The 21,364-nt window shown below is 40.6% G+C and carries 18 protein-coding genes and 1 pseudogene; 16 read left to right on the top strand and 3 right to left on the bottom strand.

All coding sequences use genetic code 11. The annotated features are described in order from the left end of the window. Positions 1-36: 36 nt before the first annotated feature. The gene (locus ACLNCW_RS01520) at positions 37-573 is read right to left on the bottom strand and encodes a biotin transporter BioY (protein ID WP_261121283.1); all 537 of its coding nucleotides are present in this window, start codon (positions 571-573) and stop codon (positions 37-39) included. A 188-nt stretch (positions 574-761) separates the two neighbouring features. Next, a complete protein-coding gene (gene gor / locus ACLNCW_RS01515) occupies positions 762-2,108 on the bottom strand; it encodes a glutathione-disulfide reductase (RefSeq protein WP_424845246.1) in 1,347 nt (448 codons plus the stop codon). A gap of 291 nt (positions 2,109-2,399) precedes the next feature. Here gor and ACLNCW_RS01510 point away from each other — a divergent pair, with 291 nt between their 5' ends. The 12 genes from ACLNCW_RS01510 to ciaH all read left to right on the top strand — a co-directional run bounded on the left by ACLNCW_RS01510 (position 2,400) and on the right by ciaH (position 15,197). After that, on the top strand, positions 2,400-3,608 hold the full coding sequence (locus ACLNCW_RS01510; protein ID WP_424845272.1) for an efflux RND transporter periplasmic adaptor subunit: 1,209 nt from the start codon (positions 2,400-2,402) through the stop codon (positions 3,606-3,608). Next, positions 3,592-4,293: an ABC transporter ATP-binding protein gene (locus tag ACLNCW_RS01505; protein WP_218493883.1), complete on the top strand. Its 702-nt coding sequence runs from the start codon at positions 3,592-3,594 to the stop codon at positions 4,291-4,293. The genes ACLNCW_RS01510 and ACLNCW_RS01505 overlap by 17 nt, the downstream gene beginning before the upstream one ends. 1 nt (position 4,294) lies before the next feature. Beyond that, entirely contained in the window at positions 4,295-5,554 is a 1,260-nt protein-coding gene (locus ACLNCW_RS01500) for an ABC transporter permease (RefSeq protein WP_261056030.1), read from the top strand. Positions 5,555-5,677: 123 nt separating this feature from the next. After that, positions 5,678-7,675: a methionine--tRNA ligase gene (metG, locus tag ACLNCW_RS01495; RefSeq protein WP_424845245.1), complete on the top strand. Its 1,998-nt coding sequence runs from the start codon at positions 5,678-5,680 to the stop codon at positions 7,673-7,675. A gap of 134 nt (positions 7,676-7,809) precedes the next feature. Continuing rightward, positions 7,810-8,130: a PadR family transcriptional regulator gene (locus tag ACLNCW_RS01490; RefSeq protein ID WP_424845244.1), complete on the top strand. Its 321-nt coding sequence runs from the start codon at positions 7,810-7,812 to the stop codon at positions 8,128-8,130. Between the two features lie 3 nt (positions 8,131-8,133). Next, a complete protein-coding gene (locus ACLNCW_RS01485) occupies positions 8,134-8,949 on the top strand; it encodes a hypothetical protein (protein WP_424845243.1) in 816 nt (271 codons plus the stop codon). 72 nt (positions 8,950-9,021) lie between these two features. Continuing rightward, entirely contained in the window at positions 9,022-9,258 is a 237-nt protein-coding gene (locus ACLNCW_RS01480; protein WP_000141913.1) for a DUF2829 domain-containing protein, read from the top strand. Then, the gene (locus ACLNCW_RS01475; protein ID WP_424845242.1) at positions 9,251-9,949 is read left to right on the top strand and encodes a 3-oxoacyl-ACP reductase; all 699 of its coding nucleotides are present in this window, start codon (positions 9,251-9,253) and stop codon (positions 9,947-9,949) included. Before ACLNCW_RS01480 ends, ACLNCW_RS01475 begins: the two co-directional genes overlap by 8 nt. Before the next feature lie 32 nt (positions 9,950-9,981). Beyond that, positions 9,982-10,422: an ASCH domain-containing protein gene (locus ACLNCW_RS01470; RefSeq protein ID WP_424845241.1), complete on the top strand. Its 441-nt coding sequence runs from the start codon at positions 9,982-9,984 to the stop codon at positions 10,420-10,422. A 121-nt stretch (positions 10,423-10,543) separates the two neighbouring features. Then, complete coding sequence (locus tag ACLNCW_RS01465; protein WP_424845240.1) at positions 10,544-13,090, top strand: M1 family metallopeptidase; 2,547 nt, start codon at positions 10,544-10,546, stop codon at positions 13,088-13,090. A 108-nt stretch (positions 13,091-13,198) separates the two neighbouring features. Further along, on the top strand, positions 13,199-13,873 hold the full coding sequence (gene ciaR, locus ACLNCW_RS01460; protein ID WP_000590639.1) for a two-component system response regulator CiaR: 675 nt from the start codon (positions 13,199-13,201) through the stop codon (positions 13,871-13,873). Then, a complete protein-coding gene (ciaH, locus tag ACLNCW_RS01455; RefSeq protein ID WP_424845239.1) occupies positions 13,863-15,197 on the top strand; it encodes a two-component system sensor histidine kinase CiaH in 1,335 nt (444 codons plus the stop codon). Before ciaR ends, ciaH begins: the two co-directional genes overlap by 11 nt. A 34-nt stretch (positions 15,198-15,231) precedes the next feature. Here ciaH and ACLNCW_RS01450 read toward each other — a convergent pair whose 3' ends face one another. Continuing rightward, positions 15,232-15,519 (bottom strand): DUF3270 domain-containing protein, encoded by a 288-nt coding sequence (locus ACLNCW_RS01450; RefSeq protein ID WP_424845238.1) that lies wholly within the window; start codon positions 15,517-15,519, stop codon positions 15,232-15,234. A gap of 363 nt (positions 15,520-15,882) precedes the next feature. Here ACLNCW_RS01450 and ACLNCW_RS01445 point away from each other — a divergent pair. The 4 genes and pseudogenes from ACLNCW_RS01445 to ACLNCW_RS01430 all read left to right on the top strand — a co-directional run bounded on the left by ACLNCW_RS01445 (position 15,883) and on the right by ACLNCW_RS01430 (position 21,340). Then, a pseudogene (locus ACLNCW_RS01445) lies at positions 15,883-16,940 on the top strand (ABC transporter permease). 13 nt (positions 16,941-16,953) lie between these two features. Beyond that, a complete protein-coding gene (locus tag ACLNCW_RS01440) occupies positions 16,954-17,634 on the top strand; it encodes an ABC transporter ATP-binding protein (RefSeq protein WP_424845237.1) in 681 nt (226 codons plus the stop codon). A gap of 125 nt (positions 17,635-17,759) precedes the next feature. Beyond that, complete coding sequence (locus ACLNCW_RS01435) at positions 17,760-18,689, top strand: peptidase U32 family protein (RefSeq protein WP_000411191.1); 930 nt, start codon at positions 17,760-17,762, stop codon at positions 18,687-18,689. Between the two features lie 200 nt (positions 18,690-18,889). Next, positions 18,890-21,340: a bifunctional DnaQ family exonuclease/ATP-dependent helicase gene (locus ACLNCW_RS01430; RefSeq protein ID WP_424845236.1), complete on the top strand. Its 2,451-nt coding sequence runs from the start codon at positions 18,890-18,892 to the stop codon at positions 21,338-21,340. The last annotated feature ends 24 nt before the right edge of the window (positions 21,341-21,364 follow it).

Below are 21,364 nucleotides of genomic sequence, written 5' to 3'. Positions count from 1 at the left end.
AAAGGATATTGAGACATGACAACTAGATATCCTTTTTTAGTTAGCAAAGTAAGCTTGATTTTTAAGGCGTTGAAGTAGGGGACGGCTAATAAAACTAATAGCCAGAAGTTTACCAAGGTCTGGGATAATAAAGGGAAATACCCCCACAACAAGAGCTTTTTCAAATGCCATTCCAGCTAGGAAATGCAAGCTGAGAATCCCGCCGACAAAGACAAGGGTATCACCCAAGAGGTTTGCAAGAAAAATCTTGACAACACTACTCTTGCTGTTGGTTAGAGAGGATGTAAGTCCAGAATAAACAAGATAAAACCAAAGATAGCCTGCAGTAGGACCAACTAAAGCCTGAAAACCAGCTCCACCTCCTGCAAAAACAGGAAGACCGATAGCACCTAGAAGAAGATAGAGTCCAACAGAAAGTACAGCCTCTCTTGGTCTAAAGACAGTTGCAATCAAGCCGATTGCAAAGTTTTGCAGAGTGAAGGGAACAGGTCCAATTGGAAGACTGATTTGTGCCAAAACAGCAATGAGAGCAGCTCCAATAGCAGGGATAGCATAAATATGAGCTTTTTTCAAAATAGTTAACCTCTTTTCTGATGTATAGTAACTATTATACTCGTAGAGTAATTATTGTCAACCAATTTTTTAAAACAAGGTAACAAAAACTGTAACGGCCGATTTTGCTTATTGGTTAAGTTGTTTTCATCGATTCGAAAACATCAAAAAAGAAGCAGACACATTTGTATCAGCTTCTGTTGTTTCGATTAACGCATAGTTACAAATTCTTCAGATGCAGTTGGGTGAATCGCCACAGTTGCATCAAAGTCTGCCTTGGTTGCTCCCATTTTGATAGCAACTGCAAATCCTTGAATCATTTCATCAACACCGTATCCAATTCCATGAAGTCCGACAACTTTTTCTTCTAAACCAGCTGTTATGAGTTTGAAACGGGATTCTTGTCTATTGCTAGTAACGGCAGAGTACATAGATGCAAAGCTTGATTTGTAAACCTTGATTTGGTCTTGACCGTATTCTTTAATAGCTTGCTCTTCGGTCAATCCAACCGTTCCGATAGTAGGGTGTGAAAAGACGACAGTTGGAATAGTTGAGTAATCCATTTTTGCAGTAGTTTTTCCGTTAAAGAGACGTTCAGATAGGGTACGTCCAGCCTTGATTGCAACTGGAGTCAGTTCTTTTTCGCCTGTTACATCACCTAGAGCGTAGATTCCCTCAACAACAGTATTTTGGTATTCATCCACTTGGATAAAGCCACGTTCGTTCAGAGTTACTCCAGCTTTTTCAAGTTGCAATCCCTTAACGTTTGGACGGCGGCCTGTAGCCCAGATAACTTGGCTAGCTGTGTGACTAGTACCATCTTCGAAATGAATGGTAATGCCTTCAGCAGTTTTTTCTAGCTTAACAGGGACTTTGTGAGTATGAAGTGGTAAGTTTGTTCTTTCCATTTCCTTGACCAGACCTTCAACGATGTAAGAATCAAAACCACGTAAAGGACGATCACGACGAACAAAGAGATCTGTCTTGACACCAAAGGTGTGGAGTACGCCAGCCAATTCAACGGCAATATAACCCGCGCCTAGAATAGCAACCGACTCTGGCAATTCTTCCCAAGCAAATACATCATCAGAAGAGCCACCTAGTTCAGCACCAGGAACATTTGGAATACTTGGTTGGGCACCAGTAGCAATCACGATATGTTTAGCACGAATCAGTTCACCATTTACGCTGACAGTATGAGAATCTACAAATTCAGCATGACCTTCAATCAAGTCTACTCCGTTGCGTTTAAAACTGCCATCATAAGAAGAACGAGCGCGATCGATGTAGGCTTCACGATTACGACGTAGGGTTGCAAAGTCAAAGTTAAGATCAGTAGTCTTAAAGCCGTAATCTTCTCCAAATTGATGGAAAGTCTCAGCGATTTGCGCCCCGTACCACATGATTTTCTTAGGAACACAGCCGATGTTGACGCAGGTTCCACCTAGTTTCTTTTCCTCAATAACGGCCGCTTTAGCTCCGTGTTCACCAGCACGGTTCATGGTAGCAATTCCTCCGCTACCTCCACCGATAGCAATGATGTCATATTCTCTCATTGAAAACTCCTTTATACTCTGTGAAATAGTAGAGTGTCATTTTTTGATAGTCATATTCTATCTTTTTTTTTATTTGATTGCAAAAATCTGCTACGTTCAAAAAAATTAAAGAAAAGGCTTGCAAAAAGGAAAAATAAAGTGTATTATATAACTAGTACAATGGTAATAAAAAATAGATTCCGAACAATAATCAAATCCCGAAATGTCATTATTTCGTTCTGAACGGTTATTGTTTATATTTGCTAATTTTTATATAATATTGTTAAGGACTTTAAATCAAAAAGGAGTTTCATTATGAAGAAGAATCGTAAAGCTAAAAAGTGGCAATTGTATGCAGCAATCGGTGCTGCCAGTGTAGTTGTATTAGGTGCTGGGGGGATTTTGCTCTTTAGACAACCATCTCAGACCGCTGTAAAAGATGAGCCTACTCATCTTGTTGTTGCCAAGGAAGGAAGCGTGGCGTCCTCTGTTTTATTGTCAGGGACAGTAACAGCAAAAAATGAACAATATGTTTATTTTGATGCTAGTAAGGGAGATTTAGATGAAATCCTTGTTTCTGTGGGTGATAAGGTCAGCGAAGGACAGGCTTTAGTCAAGTACAGTAGTTCAGAAGCCCAGGCGGCCTATGATTCAGCTAGCCGAGCAGTAGCTAAGGCAGATCGTCATATCAATGAACTCAATCAAGCACGAAATGAAGCCGCTTCAGCTCCGGCTCCACAGTTACCAGCACCAGCAGGAGGCGAAGGAGCTGCAGGGCAAACTCCAGCTCCAGTCTCAGGAAATGCAGTTTCATCTATTGATGCACAACTAGGTGATGCCCGTGATGCTCGTGCAGATGCAGCAGCGCAATTAAGTAAGGCTCAAAGTCAGTTGGATGCCATGACGGTTCTCAGTACCCTGGAGGGAACTGTGGTTGAAGTCAACCACAATGTTTCTAAATCTCCAACAGGAGCTAGTCAAGTAGTCGTTCATGTCGTAAGTAATGAAAACTTGCAAGTTAAGGGTGAACTATCTGAATATAACCTTGCCAACCTCTCTGTAGGACAAGAAGTAACCTTTACTTCTAAAGTTTACCAAGATAAGAGCTGGACAGGTAAGATTAGCTATATCTCTGACTATCCTAAAACTAGTGGTGAAGCAGCAAGTGCAGCTACTGCCGCAACAGGTGGTAATTCTGGTTCTAAATATCCATATACCATCGATGTTACAAGTGAAATCGGTGATTTGAAACAAGGATTCTCAGTAAGTGTTGAGGTTAAGAATAAGAGTAAAGCCATTTTGGTTCCTCTAACAAGTGTTGTGACTGAAAATGATAAGAACTATGTCTGGGTGCTTGACGAGCAGAAAAAGGCCAAGAAAGTGGAAGTTGGTTTGGGCAATGCTGATGCAGACAACCAAGAAATCACTTCAGGTCTGACAAATGGAGTCAAGGTCATCAGTAACCCAACGTCTTCTCTAGAGGAAGGAAAAGAGGTGAAGGCTGATGAAGCAACTAATTAGTCTAAAAAATATCTGCAGAAGCTACCGTAACGGTGACCAAGAACTGCAGGTTCTCAAAAATATCAACCTAGAAGTGAATGAGGGTGAATTTGTTGCCATCATGGGACCATCTGGTTCGGGTAAGTCTACTCTCATGAATACGATTGGTATGTTGGATACACCAACCAGTGGAGAATATTATCTTGAAGGCCAAGAAGTAGCTGGACTTGGTGAAAAACAACTAGCCAAGGTCCGCAATCAACAAATCGGTTTTGTCTTTCAGCAGTTTTTTCTTCTATCTAAACTTAACGCTCTGCAAAACGTAGAATTGCCCTTGATTTACGCGGGAGTTTCGGCTTCAAAACGTCGCAAGTTAGCTGAGGAGTATTTAGATAAGGTTGAATTGACAGAACGCAGTCACCATTTGCCTTCAGAATTATCTGGTGGTCAAAAGCAACGTGTGGCTATTGCGCGTGCCTTGGTAAACAATCCTTCTATTATCCTAGCGGACGAACCGACAGGAGCCTTGGATACCAAAACAGGGAACCAAATTATGCAACTATTGGTTGAGTTGAACAAAGAAGGAAAAACCATTATCATGGTAACGCATGAGCCTGAAATCGCTGCTTATGCTAAACGCCAGATTGTCATTCGAGATGGAGTTATTTCGTCTGACAGTTCGCAGTTAGAGAAGGAGGAAAACTAAGATGCAGAATCTGAAATTTGCCTTTTCATCTATCATGGCCCACAAGATGCGCTCTTTTCTCACTATGATTGGGATTATCATTGGTGTTTCATCTGTTGTTGTGATTATGGCTCTGGGAGATTCCATGTCTCGTCAGATCAATAAAAATATGACCAAGTCACAGAAGAATATCCATGTCTTTTTCTCGCCTATCAAAAGCAAAGATGGTTCTTTTACCCAAAAGCAATCAGCTTTGACAGTCTCTGGTAAAGAAGAGGAAGTCCATGTTGAACCGCCAAAACCGCAAGAAGCTTGGGTTAAGGAGGCGGCCAAACTTAAGGGTGTAGATAGTTACTATGTAACCAACTCGACAAATACGACCCTATCTTATAAAGATAAAAAGGTTGAGCGCGCTAGCTTGACAGGTGGAAATATTACTTACATGAAGGCGGTTGAAAATGAAATTGTTGCAGGTCGTAGTCTTATAGCTCAGGATTATAAAGATGTGGCCAGTGTCATTTTGCTAGACCAAGAACTTGCTAATAGCCTGTTTGGATCTGCTCAAGAAGCTGTTAACCAGGTTATAGATGTTGGTGGCTTTAGCTATCGTGTAATTGGTGTCTATACCAGCGATGAGGCCAAGACTGCCAAGACTTTTGGTATTGGTGGACTTCCAATTACGACTAATATTTCTCTTGCCAACAACTTCAATATGGATGAGATTTCTGATATTGTCTTCCGGGTTAATGATACCAGTTTGACACCAACTGTGGGACCAGAATTAGCTAGAAAATTGACCGAGATTGCTGGTCTTCAGCAAGGGGAGTATCAGGTGTCAGATGCGACTGCAGCCTTCCAAGAAGTACAACAATTGTTCGGTTTTATAACTACGATTATTAGTGCCATTGCAGGAATTTCACTTTTTGTTGGAGGGACTGGTGTTATGAACATCATGCTGGTTTCGGTGACGGAGCGTACCCGTGAGATTGGTCTCCGTAAGGCTTTGGGTGCAACGCGTGCCAATATTTTAATTCAGTTTTTGATTGAATCTATGATATTGACCTTGCTTGGTGGAGTCATTGGTTTAACCATTGCTACAGGCTTAACCGCTATAGCTGGCATACTCTTGCAAGGATTGATTGCGGGTATAGAAGTAGGAGTGTCAATCCCGGTTGCCCTATTTAGTCTTGCAGTTTCGGCTAGCGTGGGTATGATTTTTGGAGTTTTGCCAGCCAACAAGGCATCGAAACTTGATCCAATTGAAGCTCTTCGTTATGAATAGAATAAACAAGATGGACACTCGTCTATCTTGTTTTTGTATGGATTTCCCTATCGAAAATCAGTAAAAATGTGATATAATGAAGTGTTAGAAAAACAGGTTTCATTTGCCTGGAAAGGAAAAATTATGTCTGAAAAGAATTTTTATATTACAACACCGATTTACTATCCATCTGGAAAACTTCATATCGGATCTGCCTACACAACCATCGCCTGTGATGTCCTAGCACGTTACAAACGCCTGATGGGCTACGATGTCTTTTATCTGACAGGTCTTGATGAACATGGTCAAAAGATTCAACAAAAAGCAGAAGAAGCTGGCATTACACCTCAAGCCTATGTTGACGGAATGGCAGTTGGAGTCAAAGAACTCTGGCAATTACTAGATATCTCATACGATAAATTCATCCGTACAACGGATGATTACCATGAAAAAGTTGTCGCACAAGTCTTTGAGCGCTTACTTGCTCAAGATGACATCTACTTGGGTGAATATTCTGGCTGGTATTCAGTCTCAGATGAGGAATTCTTTACAGAAAGTCAGCTTGCAGAAGTATTCCGTGATGAAGCTGGAAATGTGACTGGTGGTATCGCTCCATCAGGTCATGAGGTTGAATGGGTTTCAGAAGAATCTTACTTCCTTCGCCTCAGCAAATACCAAGACCGCTTGGTCGAATTTTTCAAAGCTCATCCTGAATTTATCACTCCAGATGGTCGTCTGAATGAAATGCTTCGCAACTTTATCGAGCCAGGTTTAGAGGATTTGGCGGTTTCTCGTACAACCTTTACATGGGGTGTTCCAGTACCATCAAATCCTAAACACGTTGTCTATGTTTGGTTTGATGCTCTGCTCAACTATGTGACAGCTCTTGGCTACGATCAAGACGAACACGCTAACTTTGACAAGTTCTGGAACGGAACAGTCTTCCACATGGTAGGAAAAGACATCCTTCGTTTTCACTCAATCTACTGGCCAATCCTTCTTATGATGTTGGATATCAAATTGCCAGAACGTTTGATTGGTCATGGTTGGTTTGTCATGAAAGACGGTAAGATGTCTAAGTCTAAAGGGAATGTTGTCTATCCTGAAATGTTGATAGAGCGTTTTGGACTAGATCCACTTCGTTACTACCTCATGCGCAGCCTTCCGGTTGGTTCAGACGGAACCTTCACTCCTGAAGACTATGTCGGCCGTATCAACTACGAATTGGCCAATGACCTTGGAAACCTCCTCAACCGTACGGTTTCTATGATTAACAAGTATTTTGATGGACAAATTCCTGCCTATGTAGAAGGTGTAACAGAGTTTGATAATGCTCTTGCTGACGTTGCAGAACAATCAATCGCTGACTACCACACCTACATGGAAGCAGTTGACTACCCACGTGCACTTGAAGCAGTCTGGACCCTTATCTCACGTACTAATAAATACATAGACGAGACAGCTCCGTGGGTCTTGGCAAAAGATGAAGCACTCCGCGACCAATTGGCAAGTGTTATGAGCCACTTGGCAGCCAGCCTGCGTGTCGTTGCTCACTTGATTGAGCCATTTATGATGGAAACCAGTCGTGCAGTCTTGACTCAACTTGGCTTGGAAGAAGTAGCGAGCCTTGAGAACTTGAGCTTGGCTGACTTCCCAGCAGATGTGACTGTAGTTGCCAAAGGAACTCCAATTTTCCCACGTCTGGATATGGAAGAAGAAATCGCCTATATCAAGGAACAAATGGAAGGCAATAAACCAGCAGTCGAAAAAGAGTGGAACCCAGACGAAGTTGAACTCAAACTAAACAAGGAAGAAATCAAGTTTGAAGACTTTGACAAGGTCGAAATCCGTGTCGCAGAAGTCAAAGAAGTGTCTAAAGTAGAAGGTTCAGATAAGTTGCTTCAATTCCGCCTAGATGCAGGTGATGGTGAAGATCGTCAAATCCTCTCAGGGATTGCCAAATTCTATCCAAATGAACAAGAATTGGTCGGCAAGAAAGTCCAAATTGTTGCTAACCTCAAACCACGTAAGATGATGAAAAAATATGTCAGCCAAGGGATGATCCTCTCAGCTGAACATGATGGACAATTAACCCTTCTCACAGTTGATCCAGCTGTACCAAACGGAAGTGTGATTGGGTAAAAGTAGACAGGACTAGTTCAGGCTAGTTCTGTTTTTTTTACTTAACTATTATGCTTTACAAACTAGTGTAGGAGTAGTATACTATAGGTGAAGCTACTAGTAGGTATTACAAAATAGGTAAGAAGGGAGAGGGGATGAAGGAAACTCAACTATTAAAAGGTGTTCTTGAAGGTTGTGTCTTGGATATGATTGGTCAAAAAGAGCGATATGGTTATGAGTTGGTTCAGACTTTGCGAGAGGCTGGATTTGACACTATCGTTCCAGGAACTATTTATCCTTTGTTGCAAAAGTTAGAAAAAAATCAATGGATAAGAGGCGACATGCGTCCGTCGCCAGATGGTCCAGATCGGAAGTATTTTTCGTTAACGAAAGAAGGAGAAGAGCGTGTCTCAGTCTTTTGGCAACAATGGGATGATTTGAGTCAAAAAGTAGAAGGGATTAAGAAGGGGGGGTAAACCATGAAGAAAATGAAGTATTATGAAGAAACAAACGCTTTGTTGCATGAGTTTTCTGAGGACAATCAGCAGTATTTTGAGGAGCTGTGGGAAAGTTTTAATCTTGCTGGATTTCTCTATGATGAAGACTATCTCAGAGAGCAGATCTATTTGATGATGCTAGATTTCTCAGAAGCAGAACGAGATGGTATGAGTGCAGAGGATTATCTAGGTAAGAATCCTAAAAAAATAATGAAAGAGATTCTCAAGGAAGCACCACGCAGTTCTATCAAGGAGTCACTGTTGACGCCAATCCTTGTCCTAGCGGTATTACGTTATTATCAACTACTAAGCGATTTTTCGAAAGGGCCTCTCTTAACAGTTAATTTGCTCACGTTTTTAGGGCAACTGCTTCTTTTTCTGATTGGATTTGGACTTGTGGCCACAATCTTACGTTGGGGGCTAGTCCAAGATTCTCCTAAGATGAAAATTGGCACTTATATTGTCGTTGGAAGTCTTGTTCTGCTAGTTGTTCTAGGATATGTAGGAATAGGAAGTTTCATACAAAAAGGAGCCATAAATCTTCCGGCTCCCTGGGATAGTTTATCTGTCTTTACAATTTCGCTGGTCATCAGTATTTGGAATTGGAAAGAAGAGTTTTTTCGTCCCTTTAACAGTATGATTGTTGCCCACCTTATTGTAGGTTTTCTGCTCCGTTACTATGAGTGGATGGGTATTTCAAATACTTTCCTCACAAAAATCATTCCTTTAGCTGTCCTCTTTATTGGTATCTTTCTCTTTTTCCGTGGGTTTAAGAAGATAGTATGGAGTGAAATATAGTCAAAAAACCGTTGTAAAGCGGTTTTTTTGTTATAATGAAGGGGAGAATTATTGATATTAAAGGAGAATAACATGACTTTTGAAGAAATCCTGCCTGGGTTAAAGGCTAAGAAAAAATATGTACGTACTGGTTGGGGAGGGGCGGAAAACTATGTCCAACTTTTTGACACTATCGAGCAAAATGGGGTTGCGCTCGAAGTGACGCCCTATTTCCTAATCAACGTGTCTGGTGAGGGTGAAGGATTTTCTATGTGGAGCCCGACACCTTGTGATGTTTTAGCGACGGATTGGGTAGAAGTGCATGACTAAACGTGTACTCATTACAGGTGTGAGTTCAGGCATTGGATTGGCTCAGGCTCGACTCTTCTTAGAGAAGGGTTATCAAGTTTATGGAGTTGACCAAGGTAAAAATCCACTTTTAGAGGGTGATTTTCACTTTTTACAGAGAGATTTGACCTTGGACTTGGAGCCAATTTTTGACTGGTGTCCTCAGGTGGATATTTTGTGTAATACTGCTGGAGTTTTGGATGATTATAAACCGCTTTTGGAACAGACAGCGCAGGAAATTCAAGAGATTTTTGAAATTAACTATGTGACTCCTGTTGAGTTGACTCGTTATTATTTGACACAAATGCTAGAGAATAAAAAAGGGATCATTATCAATATGTGTTCTATTGCTTCGAGCCTAGCTGGTGGAGGTGGACACGCTTATACTTCCTCTAAGCACGCACTAGCTGGCTTTACCAAGCAGTTGGCTCTAGACTATGCTGAAGCTGGGATTCAGGTCTTTGGTATCGCTCCAGGAGCCGTCAAGACAGCTATGACCGCTGCAGACTTTGAGCCAGGTGGATTGGCTGACTGGGTGGCTAGTGAAACGCCAATCAAGCGCTGGATTGAGCCAGAGGAAGTAGCAGAGATCGGCCTTTTCTTAGCAAGTGGGAAAGCAAGTGCCATGCAAGGGCAAATATTGACTATTGATGGTGGCTGGTCTTTGAAGTAGGCAGAATAAAATTTAATAAAAAGGAGCAACCCATGACACCTCAAGAAATGTGGAATAAATACAAGCAAATCAATCCTTCTATCGGAGATGAAATCGATGCTTGGGCTTTTGGAGTAGAAACCGATCTATTGGCAGATTTGGTTTTAAAAGGTGAAAAGACGGCAACTGCATCAGCCTATGATCTTTATGCAGTTGATAACGAACCTCTTCCACGAGAAGGAAGCTTTGACATCATTTTAGACAGTCAAGATCGGGCTGTCTGCATTGTCGAAATTACAAAGGTTTCCATTCAGCCTTTTCATCAAGTGTCAGCTGATCATGCCTTTAAGGAAGGTGAGGGAGACAAATCCCTAGCCTATTGGCGTCAGGTTCATGAGGATTGTTTCGCCGAGTGGCTGAGAGAAGCAGGGCTGACTTTTACACCTGAAAGCAAGGTTGTTTTAGAAGAATTTCGAAAGGTCTACCCACTGTAGACTGTTAGACGGAAGAAAGTTTTGGAAATCGCCGTCCAATCCTTTTTTCTTAGGCAAAACATGATATAATAAGTTTGTTTGAAGTAGAGCTCTAGCTCTTAAACTTAGATAGGAGAAAACTATGCAAGCAGTTGAACATTTTATTAAGCAATTTGTTCCTGAACATTATGATTTATTTTTAGACTTGAGTCGTGAGACCAAGACTTTTTCTGGGAAGGTGACCATCACTGGTCAAGCAAGAAGTGAACGTATTTCCCTTCACCAAAAAGACTTGGAAATCGCTTCTGTAGAAGTTGCAGGGGCAACTCGTCTATTTACAGTTGATAATGACAATGAAGCCCTTCATATTGAATTGGCTGAGGCTGGTCAAGTTGAAGTGGTGATCGCTTTCTCAGGAAAAATTACAGACAACATGACAGGGATTTACCCTTCTTATTACACAGTTGATGGAGTCAAGAAGGAAGTTTTGTCAACTCAATTCGAGAGCCACTTTGCGCGCGAAGCCTTCCCATGTGTGGATGAACCAGAAGCCAAGGCAACTTTTGATCTCGCTCTTCGTTTTGACCAAGCAGAAGGTGAATTGGCCTTGTCAAACATGCCAGAAATCGATGTTGAAAACCGTAAGGAAACAGGTATCTGGAAGTTTGAGACAACACCTCGTATGTCTTCTTACTTGTTAGCCTTTGTCGCAGGTGATTTGCAAGGTGTGACCGCTAAAACTAAAAACGGTACTCTTGTAGGTGTCTACTCAACCAAAGCTCATCCACTGTCTAACCTTGATTTCTCACTGGATATCGCCGTTCGCTCCATCGAATTTTACGAAGATTACTACGGAGTCAAGTACCCAATTCCTCAATCTCTTCATATCGCCATTCCTGACTTCTCAGCTGGTGCTATGGAAAACTGGGGTCTTGTCACTTACCGTGAAGTTTACTTGGTTGTGGATGAGAACTCAACATTTGCTAGTCGCCAACAAGTTGCCCTTGTTGTGGCACATGAATTGGCTCACCAATGGTTTGGTAACCTGGTAACGATGAAATGGTGGGATGACCTTTGGCTCAATGAAAGCTTTGCTAACATGATGGAATATGTCTGTGTGGATGCCATTGAGCCAAGCTGGAATATCTTTGAAGATTTCCAAACAGGTGGAGTACCTCACGCTCTTGAACGCGATGCGACTGATGGTGTTCAATCTGTTCACGTCGAAGTTAAACACCCAGATGAAATCAATACCCTCTTTGACGGCGCTATCGTCTATGCCAAAGGAAGCCGTCTCATGCACATGCTTCGCCGTTGGCTAGGAGATGCTGATTTTGCTAAAGGTTTGCACGCCTACTTTGAAAAACATCAATACAGCAATACAATTGGTCGTGACCTTTGGGATGCTCTTGGTCAAGCGTCTGGACGTGATGTCGCAGCCTTCATGGATTCTTGGTTGGAACAACCTGGTTATCCAGTTCTCACTGTCAAAGTTGAAAATGATGTCTTGAAGATTTCACAAAAACAATTCTTTATCGGTGAGCACGAAGACAAGAACCGTCTCTGGGTTGTGCCACTGAATAGCAACTGGAAAGGATTGCCTGATACACTTGAAACTGAAAGTATCGAAATCCCTGGCTACGCAGCTCTTCTTGCTGAAAATGACGGTGCTCTTCGTCTCAACACTGAAAATACAGCCCACTACATTACAGACTATCAAGGAGACTTGTTAGATGCTGTTCTTGCTGACCTAGTTGATCTTGATAACACAAGCAAATTGCAAATCGTCCAAGAACGTCGTTTGCTTGCTGAAGCAGGGCACATTTCTTATGCTGACTTGCTCCCAGTTCTTGATAAACTTGCTAAGGAAGAATCTTACCTTGTCGTTTCAGCTGTTTCTGAAGTAATTTTTGCCCTTGAGCGCTTTATTGATGAAGGAACAGAAGCTGAAAGAGCCTTCAAAGCATTGGTTGCTAAATTGGCTCGTTATAACTATGACCGTCTTGGTTTTGAAGCTAAAGATGGAGAATCAGATGAGGATGAATTGGTTCGTCAACTGGCTGTTTCTATGATGATTCGTTCAAATGATGCAGAAGCTAGTCAAGTCGCTAGTCAAATCTTCGCAATTCACAAGGAAAATCTTGCAGGCCTTCCAGCAGCTATCCGCTCACAAGTTCTCATCAATGAAATGAAACATCATGAGACCAAAGACTTGTTAGCACTTTATCTTGATACTTATACTCACGCAACAGATGCTGTCTTTAAACGTCAGTTGGCAGCAGCTCTTGCCTACAGTACAGATGCGGACAATATCCAAACCTTGATTGCTGCTTGGAAGGACAAATTTGTGGTGAAACCACAAGACTTGTCAGCTTGGTATTATCAGTTCCTAGCTCATCAAGCAACTCAGGAAACAGCTTGGTCTTGGGCGCGTGAAAACTGGGCTTGGATTAAGGCAGCACTTGGAGGAGATATGAGCTTTGATAGCTTTGTTATCCTTCCTGCTCATGTATTTAAGACTCAGCAACGCTTGGCAGAGTACAAGGAATTCTTTGAACCGCAACTTTCTGACCTTGCTCTCAGCCGTAATATCGGTATGGGAATCAAGGAGATTGCAGCGCGTGTTGACTTGATTAACCGTGAAAAAGCTGCAGTGGAAGCAGTCGTTCTTCAATATGGAAATGCATAAATAAGCCTAAAATAAAAAGAAAACTCAGCTATCTCATGTAAAATGCAGAGAGTTGAGTTTTTTTTAAGGCAAATTTGGTATAATGGTTTTAATAAGGAGGAGTTTCTCATGATAAAAATCTTATTAGTTGAGGATGACCTAGGCCTGTCAAATTCGGTATTTGACTTTTTAGACGATTTTGCGGATGTTATGCAGGTATTTGATGGAGAAGAAGGTCTCTACGAAGCTGAAAGTGGCGTCTATGACTTGATTTTGCTTGATTTAATGTTGCCTGAAAAAAATGGCTTCCAAGTCTTGAAAGAATTGCGTGAAAAGGGAATTACAACACCAGTTCTGATTATGACTGCCAAGGAAAGCTTGGATGACAAGGGACATGGATTTGAGTTGGGAGCGGATGATTATCTGACCAAACCTTTTTATCTAGAAGAACTCAAAATGCGGATTCAAGCCCTTCTCAAACGTTCAGGTAAGTTTAATGAAAACACCTTAACTTATGGAAATATCGTGGTTAATTTGTCAACCAATACCGTTAAGGTTGAAGATACTCCCGTCGAATTGCTGGGGAAAGAGTTCGATTTACTAGTTTATTTCCTTCAAAATCAAAATGTTATTTTGCCTAAGACTCAGATTTTTGACCGTCTATGGGGATTTGATAGTGACACAACGATTTCGGTTGTCGAAGTCTATGTTTCAAAAGTCCGTAAGAAATTAAAAGGAACCACTTTTGCAGAGAATTTGCAAACCTTGCGTAGTGTTGGGTATATTTTAAAAGATGTTCAGTAAACTAAAAAAAACATGGTATGCGGATGACTTTAGTTACTTTATTCGCAACTTTGGTGTCTTCACCCTGATTTTCTCTACCATGACTCTGATTATTTTGCAGGTCATGCATTCGAGTCTCTATACTTCGGTGGATGATACACTCCATGGCTTGAGTAATAATCCTCAGGCAGTTATTCAGCTTGCGGTAAATAGGGCGACAGAAGAGATTAAAGATTTAGAGAATGCCGCTACAGATACTAGTAAGACTGAGATAAAACCCAATGTCAGTTCCAATACGGAGGTTATTCTTTTTGATAAGAATTTTACCCAGCTCCTTTCTGGAAATCGATTTTTGGGTTTGGATAAGATTAAGTTAGAGAAGAAAGAACTAGGCCATATCTATCAGATTCAGGTTTTTAATAGCTATGGACAGGAAGAAATCTATCGCATGATTTTGATGGAAACCAATATCAGTTCGGTTTCAACCAATATTAAGTATGCGGCTGTCTTGATTAATACTAGTCAGTTGGAGCAAGCTAGTCAAAAGCATGAGCAATTGATTGTGGTCGTGATGGCTAGTTTCTGGATTTTGTCTTTACTTGCCAGTCTCTATCTAGCTCGAGTCAGTGTTCGTCCTCTGCTTGAGAGCATGCAGAAGCAGCAGTCCTTTGTGGAAAATGCCAGTCATGAGTTACGAACTCCACTTGCAGTTCTGCAAAATCGTTTAGAGACCCTTTTCCGTAAGCCAGAAGCTACCATTATGGATGTGAGTGAAAGCATTGCATCGAGTTTGGAAGAAGTCCGAAATATGCGGTTTTTGACGACAAACTTGTTGAATTTAGCTCGTAGAGATGACGGGATTAAACCGGAACTTGCAGAAGTTCCAACTAGTTTTTTCAATACGACTTTTACAAATTATGAGATGATTGCTTCGGAAAATGACCGTGTCTTCCGTTTTGAAAATCGCATCCATCGCACGATTGTCACAGATCAGCTTCTTTTGAAACAACTGATGACTATCCTATTTGATAATGCTGTCAAGTATACTGAAGAGGATGGTGAAATTGATTTTATGATTTCAGCGACTGATCGTAATCTGTATTTGCTGGTTTCTGATAATGGAGTTGGTATTTCGACAGAAGATAAGAAGAAAATTTTTGATCGTTTTTATCGAGTAGACAAGGCTAGAACCCGCCAAAAAGGTGGTTTTGGTTTAGGATTATCCTTAGCCAAGCAAATTGTAGATGCCCTAAAAGGAACCATTACTGTCAAAGATAATAAACCAAAGGGAACAATCTTTGAAGTGAAAATTGCCATCCACACACCATCTAAAAAGAAAAAATAAAAAATATCGCTCCGGATGGGGCGATATTTTGGATTTATCTTCTACGTTTTCGTTTGATAATAGACCGTTGAATTTTTAAAACAAGTAAGCTGGATCCGATTGCTGCGGCAAAGGCAAGAGCAGTTGATAATTTTAATGCTAAAAAGATAAAACTAAAGATAGCAATACAGATACAAAAAACAGCGATATTAACAAAAAATAGGATTTCCTTGAGATTGACATCAGATTGCGCTTCAGGTGTATAATCTTGATAGCGAGGAACCTGCTGGCTTAATTCTTCTTGATAGTCTACCTCATAGGATTGTAATTTTCTTACGGGCATTATTCTCTCCTTAACAGTACATACCTATTTTATCATTTTTTCAGCAGAGAATTATTACAGAAAGGTTACAATAAGAATAAAGTCCCTTTTCAAAATCACTTTTCTTGACACCATAATGTGAAAATGATAGGATGGATAGACACTCAATACTTATTAATATTCATAATTGATTATATTCCTAAGAAAATAGAGCTACCAATTGATTCATTTTTAGGAAAATTATTTCCTTATTTTCTTTATTTTATTTAATTTAATTTGATTAGTGAGATTTGTTTTGAATACAGAGACAGATTTTCTGTCTCCTATTTTTATAGTAGTGAGGTGTCTAATTGATACCTCTTGGAAAAGTTAAAGGAGATAAGCATGTATCTTGCTATCAAAGAAATATTACGAAACAAACTTCGATATAGTTTGATTCTAACTACCATTTTTCTTATCGCTTTTATGGTCTTTTTTATGACCAGTCTAGCTCTTGGTCTTGTGCGAAACAACCGGGCAGCTATTGATAATTGGCAAGCGACGGGTATAGTTTTATCTGACTACGCAAATGATAATTTGACAGCATCTTTTATTCCTGAAAAGGACTACAAGGATAAGAGTTCTAAAGAGGCTGCTCCACTAGGGTATATGTTTGCTGTGACCAATCTAGTCGATGATAGTGAAAAGGTCAATGTTTCCATCTTTGCTCAGGAGTGGGACGCTTTTATCTCTCCTAGTGTTTGACGGAGGGCCGTTATCCTGAAGGGGATGATGAGGTGGTCGTGGATCAGTCCTTTGAAAACTATGGAATGAAGTTGGGTGATGCCATTCAGCTCAATGGAAGCGAAGTAAGTTACAAGATTGTAGGGCTGACTAAAGGAAATAAGTTTTTTACTGAGCCAGTTGTCTTTACGAGTTTGACAACTTATTGGACCTTACAAGGAACTTTAAAATCTAATAAATCCATCTCTGCCTTGGTATTGAAAAATGATATAGAAGTGGCTGGCGATGGACTGAAACAGATTTCTATTCCAAAAATGATATCGAAAATTCCTGGTTACACACCTCAGGTTAATGTATTTTCAGGGATGATTCTTGCTATGATTGTCATCACAGGCTTGATTGTGGGTATATTTGTTTATATCATTACCATACAAAAACTAGGACTTTATGGAATAATGCGGGCTCAGGGAATACAGATCAAAACCATTGTATGGTCTCTTTTCTGTCAAATCTTCTTCCTAGCTAGTATGGGGATTGCTTTAGCCTTGCTGGCTGTTGGAGGAGTGATTTTAGTCTTGCCAGCTACCTTCTTTTTCTACCCAAGTTGGTTAGCCTATTCTGTCCTAAGCTTGGTAATTTCCTTGATGGCCCTTCTAGGTGGTGTCATTTCACTTCCACGCTTGCTAAAGGTGGACCCGATTACTGCGATTGCAGAGTGATAAGGAGAATAGTATGACAGCATTGATAGAAATGAAGCAAGTGACAAAAACCTATGGGGAAGGAAAGATGAAAGTCGTTGCCCTGCATGAGACGAATTTTCAGCTAAATGCGGGAGAGTTCGTGGCGATCGTTGGGCCATCAGGTTCTGGAAAGACGACCTTTCTAACAACTTTAGGTCAACTTCAGGAAGCATCTAGTGGAAAGATTCTAGTAAAGGGGAAGGAAACAGGCAATTTGACGGAGAAGGAGAAAACAGACCTCCGTTTTAGAGAGTTTGGCTTCATTCTCCAGGCTTCAAACTTAATTCCTTTTCTAACGGTCAAGGAACAGCTGGATTTGATTGACAGACTAGATAAGAGAAAAAATAGTAAAAGTGACTGGAAAGAACTTTTTAACTTGTTGGATTTGGAAAAAGTACAAGATCAGTATCCCAAGGCATTGTCAGGTGGAGAACGTCAACGAGCTGCGATTGCTAGAGCCCTCTATAACAATCCAAGCATTGTGCTTGCTGATGAGCCAACAGCTAGTCTGGATACCCAGCGTGCCTACCAAGTAACGGAGATGTTGGCTGGTATTGCACATGAACAAGGTAGAGGAGTTGTTATGATTACACATGATACACGACTTCTTGATAAGGTTGACCGTATTTATATTATGAATGATGGTCACCTAGTTGAAGAAACACATGCATAAAAAGAGAGTGAACGGTGTTGGTTACTGTTCACTTTTTAATTTCAAAATTTAAAAATAAGACTTACTTTTTGTAAAACTCCCAGTATTCATAGCTGATTTTCCAGAAATGTGGTATAATTTTTCTTATGGAAAAGATTATTATTACAGCAACTGCTGAAAGTATTGAACAAGTTAAACAACTGCTCGAAGCTGGCGTAGACCGTATCTATGTCGGTGAGAAAGATTTTGGTCTTCGTCTGCCAACAACCTTTAGTTATGACCAATTGCGTGAAATCGCTAAGCTGGTTCATGATGCTGGTAAGGAATTGATCGTTGCAGTCAATGCCCTCATGCACCAAGATATGATGGACCGTATCAAGCCTTTCTTAGACTTTTTGGAAGAAATCAAGACAGACTACATTACGATTGGAGACGCAGGCGTTTTTTACGTGGTCAACCGCGATGGTTATTCATTTAAGACTATCTACGATGCCTCAACTATGGTAACTAGCAGTCGTCAGATTAACTTCTGGGGACAAAAGGCTGGCGCATCTGAGGCTGTTTTGGCGCGTGAAATTCCATCTGCTGAGCTCTTCAAGATGCCCGAGATTTTGGAAATTCCTGCTGAAGTGTTGGTTTACGGAGCTAGTGTCATTCACCATTCTAAGCGTCCGCTCTTGCAAAACTACTATAACTTCACGCACATCGATGATGAAAAGACACGTAAACGTGACCTCTTCTTAGCTGAACCAAGTGATCCAGAGAGCCATTACTCTATCTTTGAAGATAATCATGGTACCCACATCTTTGCAAATAACGACCTTGATTTGATGACCAAATTGACAGAATTGGTAGAGCATGGCTTTACTCATTGGAAATTAGAAGGACTTTATACTCCAGGTCAAAACTTTGTTGAGATTGCCAAACTCTTTATCCAAGCGCGTAGCTTGATCCAAGAGGGCAACTTTAGCCATGACCAAGCCTTCTTGCTGGATGAAGAAGTTCGCAAGTTACACCCTAAAAACCGTTTCCTTGATACAGGATTTTATGACTACGATCCTGATATGGTAAAATAAAGTAAATGGATAGTTGAGAGAAGGAAGATGCAAACATTACTTCTCTCAATTTTTTCTTATTCTTCACCATTTTCAAAAAAATCAGCAGGCTAGGATGCTCTATTTGATAGGCTTTTTAAGCTATGTAGTGTCCTTTAGTTTGAAAAATATCCCATGTTTGCAGGTGCCAAATGGCCCTTTTTTTGGTATAATTTTTTATAATGAAAACGATTGGTAATCGCTATGTTGTGGTGGATTTAGAGGCAACTAGCACAGGTAGTAAGGCTAAAATTATCCAAGTGGGAATTGTTGTGATTGAGGATGGAAAAATCGTCGATCACTATACGACGGATGTCAATCCACATGAACCTTTGGATGCTCATATCAAAGAACTGACAGGATTGACAGACCAACGTCTGGCGCAAGCACCTGATTTTTCGCAAGTTGCAAGAAAAATCTTTGACTTGGTGGAGGATGGGATTTTTGTAGCCCATAATGTTCAGTTTGATGCCAATCTTTTGGCGGAAAATTTATTTTTTGAAGGCTATGAACTAAGAAATCCTCGTGTTGATACGGTCGAATTGGCCCAAGTCTTTTTCCCAGAACTGGAAAAATATAGTTTGCCGATTTTGTGTCGAGAATTAGGAATTCCTCTAAAACACGCCCACACAGCCCTTTCAGATGCCCAAGCTACTGCGGAATTACTTCTTTTTTTACGAGAAAAGATGGCCCAACTTCCTAAAGGACTCTTGGAACGCTTGCTGGAAATGGCTGACGCTCTCTTATATGAGTCTTACCTGGTTATTGAAGAAATTTATCGCAACCAATCTATCCTGACTTCCTCTGACTTGGTCGAAGTTCAAGGGCTATATTTCAAGAAAATTGCAGCTCCCCTGGAGTCACGAAAACTATCTCAAGATTTTTCTAAAAATATTTCTCTGTTGAACCTTGAAGTAAGGGAAGAGCAAGAAAGTTTTGCTAAAGAGGTTGGCTTGCTATTGAAGGATGAGCCTGTGTCATTAATTCAAGCGCCAACTGGGATTGGGAAAACTTATGGCTATCTCTTACCCGCTTTGTCCCAAGTAAAAGAGCGTCAAATTGTTCTTAGTGTTCCGACAAAGATTCTTCAAAATCAAATCATGGAAGAAGAAGGTAAATGTCTCAAGGAAGTGTTCCATACAGATATTCATTCTTTAAAGGGGCCACAGAATTACCTGAAGTTGGATGCCTTTTATCGTTCCTTGCTGGAAAATGATGAAAATCGCTTATTTAGACGCTTTAAAATGCAACTCTTGGTCTGGTTGACAGAGACAGAAACCGGGGATTTGGATGAAATTGGGCAACTTTACCGTTACCAACATTTTCTAGCAGACCTTCGTCATGACGGGAATTTATCATCTCAAAGCTTATTTGTGACGGAAGATTTCTGGAAACGTAGTCAAGAAAGGGCACAAACCTGTAAATTATTAGTGACCAATCATGCCTATCTTGTAACCAGATTGGAAGATAATCCTGAATTTGTCAGCGACCGTTTATTGATTATTGATGAAGTCCAAAAAGTTTTGTTGGCTCTAGAAAATCTGCTTCAACAGACCTACGATATCCAGTCTATTATTGATTTGGTTGATAAGGCTTTAGTAGGAGAAGAAAACAGGATTCAACAACGAATATTAGAAAGTATTCGCTTTGAGTGTCTCTACTTGATAGAACAATTTCAGTCTGGCAAATCTAGGAAAAATATCTTAGATTCTCTTGCCAATCTCCACCAGTATTTTTCAGAATTAGAGGTAGAAGGCTTTGAGGAGCTGGTTCGCTATTTTACAGCTGACCGAGATTACTGGCTTGAAGCAATTGAAACGAGTCAAAAGAAAATTCAAATTTCCTCTACGAAATCAGGACGTATTCTCCTATCTTCTTTAGTACCTAATTCATGTCAAGTCTTGGGAGTGTCGGCTACTCTTGAGATTAGTCAGAGAGTTTCTTTGGCAGACCTGTTAGGCTATCCCGAAGCTAAATTTGTTAAGATTGAAGCTGGTAAAAAACAGGATCAAGAAGTGGTCTTGGTCAAAGATTTTCCCCTGGTAACAGAAACCTCCTTAGAAGTCTACGCCAAAGAGGTAGCTGATTTGCTGATGGATGTTCAAGATTTCCAGCAACCGATTTTAGTTCTCTTTACTGCTAAAGACATGCTTCTAGCAGTATCGGATTTACTTCCAGTTAGCCACTTGGCCCAGTATAAAAATGGGGATGTTCATCAACTGAAGAAACGCTTTGAAAAAGGTGAACAACAAATCCTGCTTGGTGCAGCAAGTTTCTGGGAGGGAGTTGATTTTTCAAGTCATCCTTTTGTGATTCAAGTTGTACCAAGACTTCCTTTCCAAAATCCTCAAGAGCCCTTGACGAAAAAGATCAATCAGGAACTAATTCAAGAAGGAAAAAATGCCTTTTATGATTATCAGTTGCCAATGGCCATTATTCGTTTAAAGCAAGCTTTGGGAAGAAGTATGAGACGCGAACACCAACGTTCCTTAACTCTTATTTTGGATAGGAGAATTGTCGGAAAGCGATATGGCAAACAAATTGTGACTTCTCTAGCAAAAGAAGCGACTGTTAAAACCGTCTCTCGATCCGAAGTTGATGAGGATATTGATAAATTTTTAAATGAACTTTGATAAATAATATTGTATGAAAGTATA

The sequence above is a fragment of the Streptococcus sp. CL6.22 genome, from assembly GCF_049738055.1.
In the GTDB taxonomy this organism is placed as follows: domain Bacteria; phylum Bacillota; class Bacilli; order Lactobacillales; family Streptococcaceae; genus Streptococcus; species Streptococcus mitis_DJ.
This window is presented reverse-complemented; position numbering and strand designations above follow the sequence as displayed.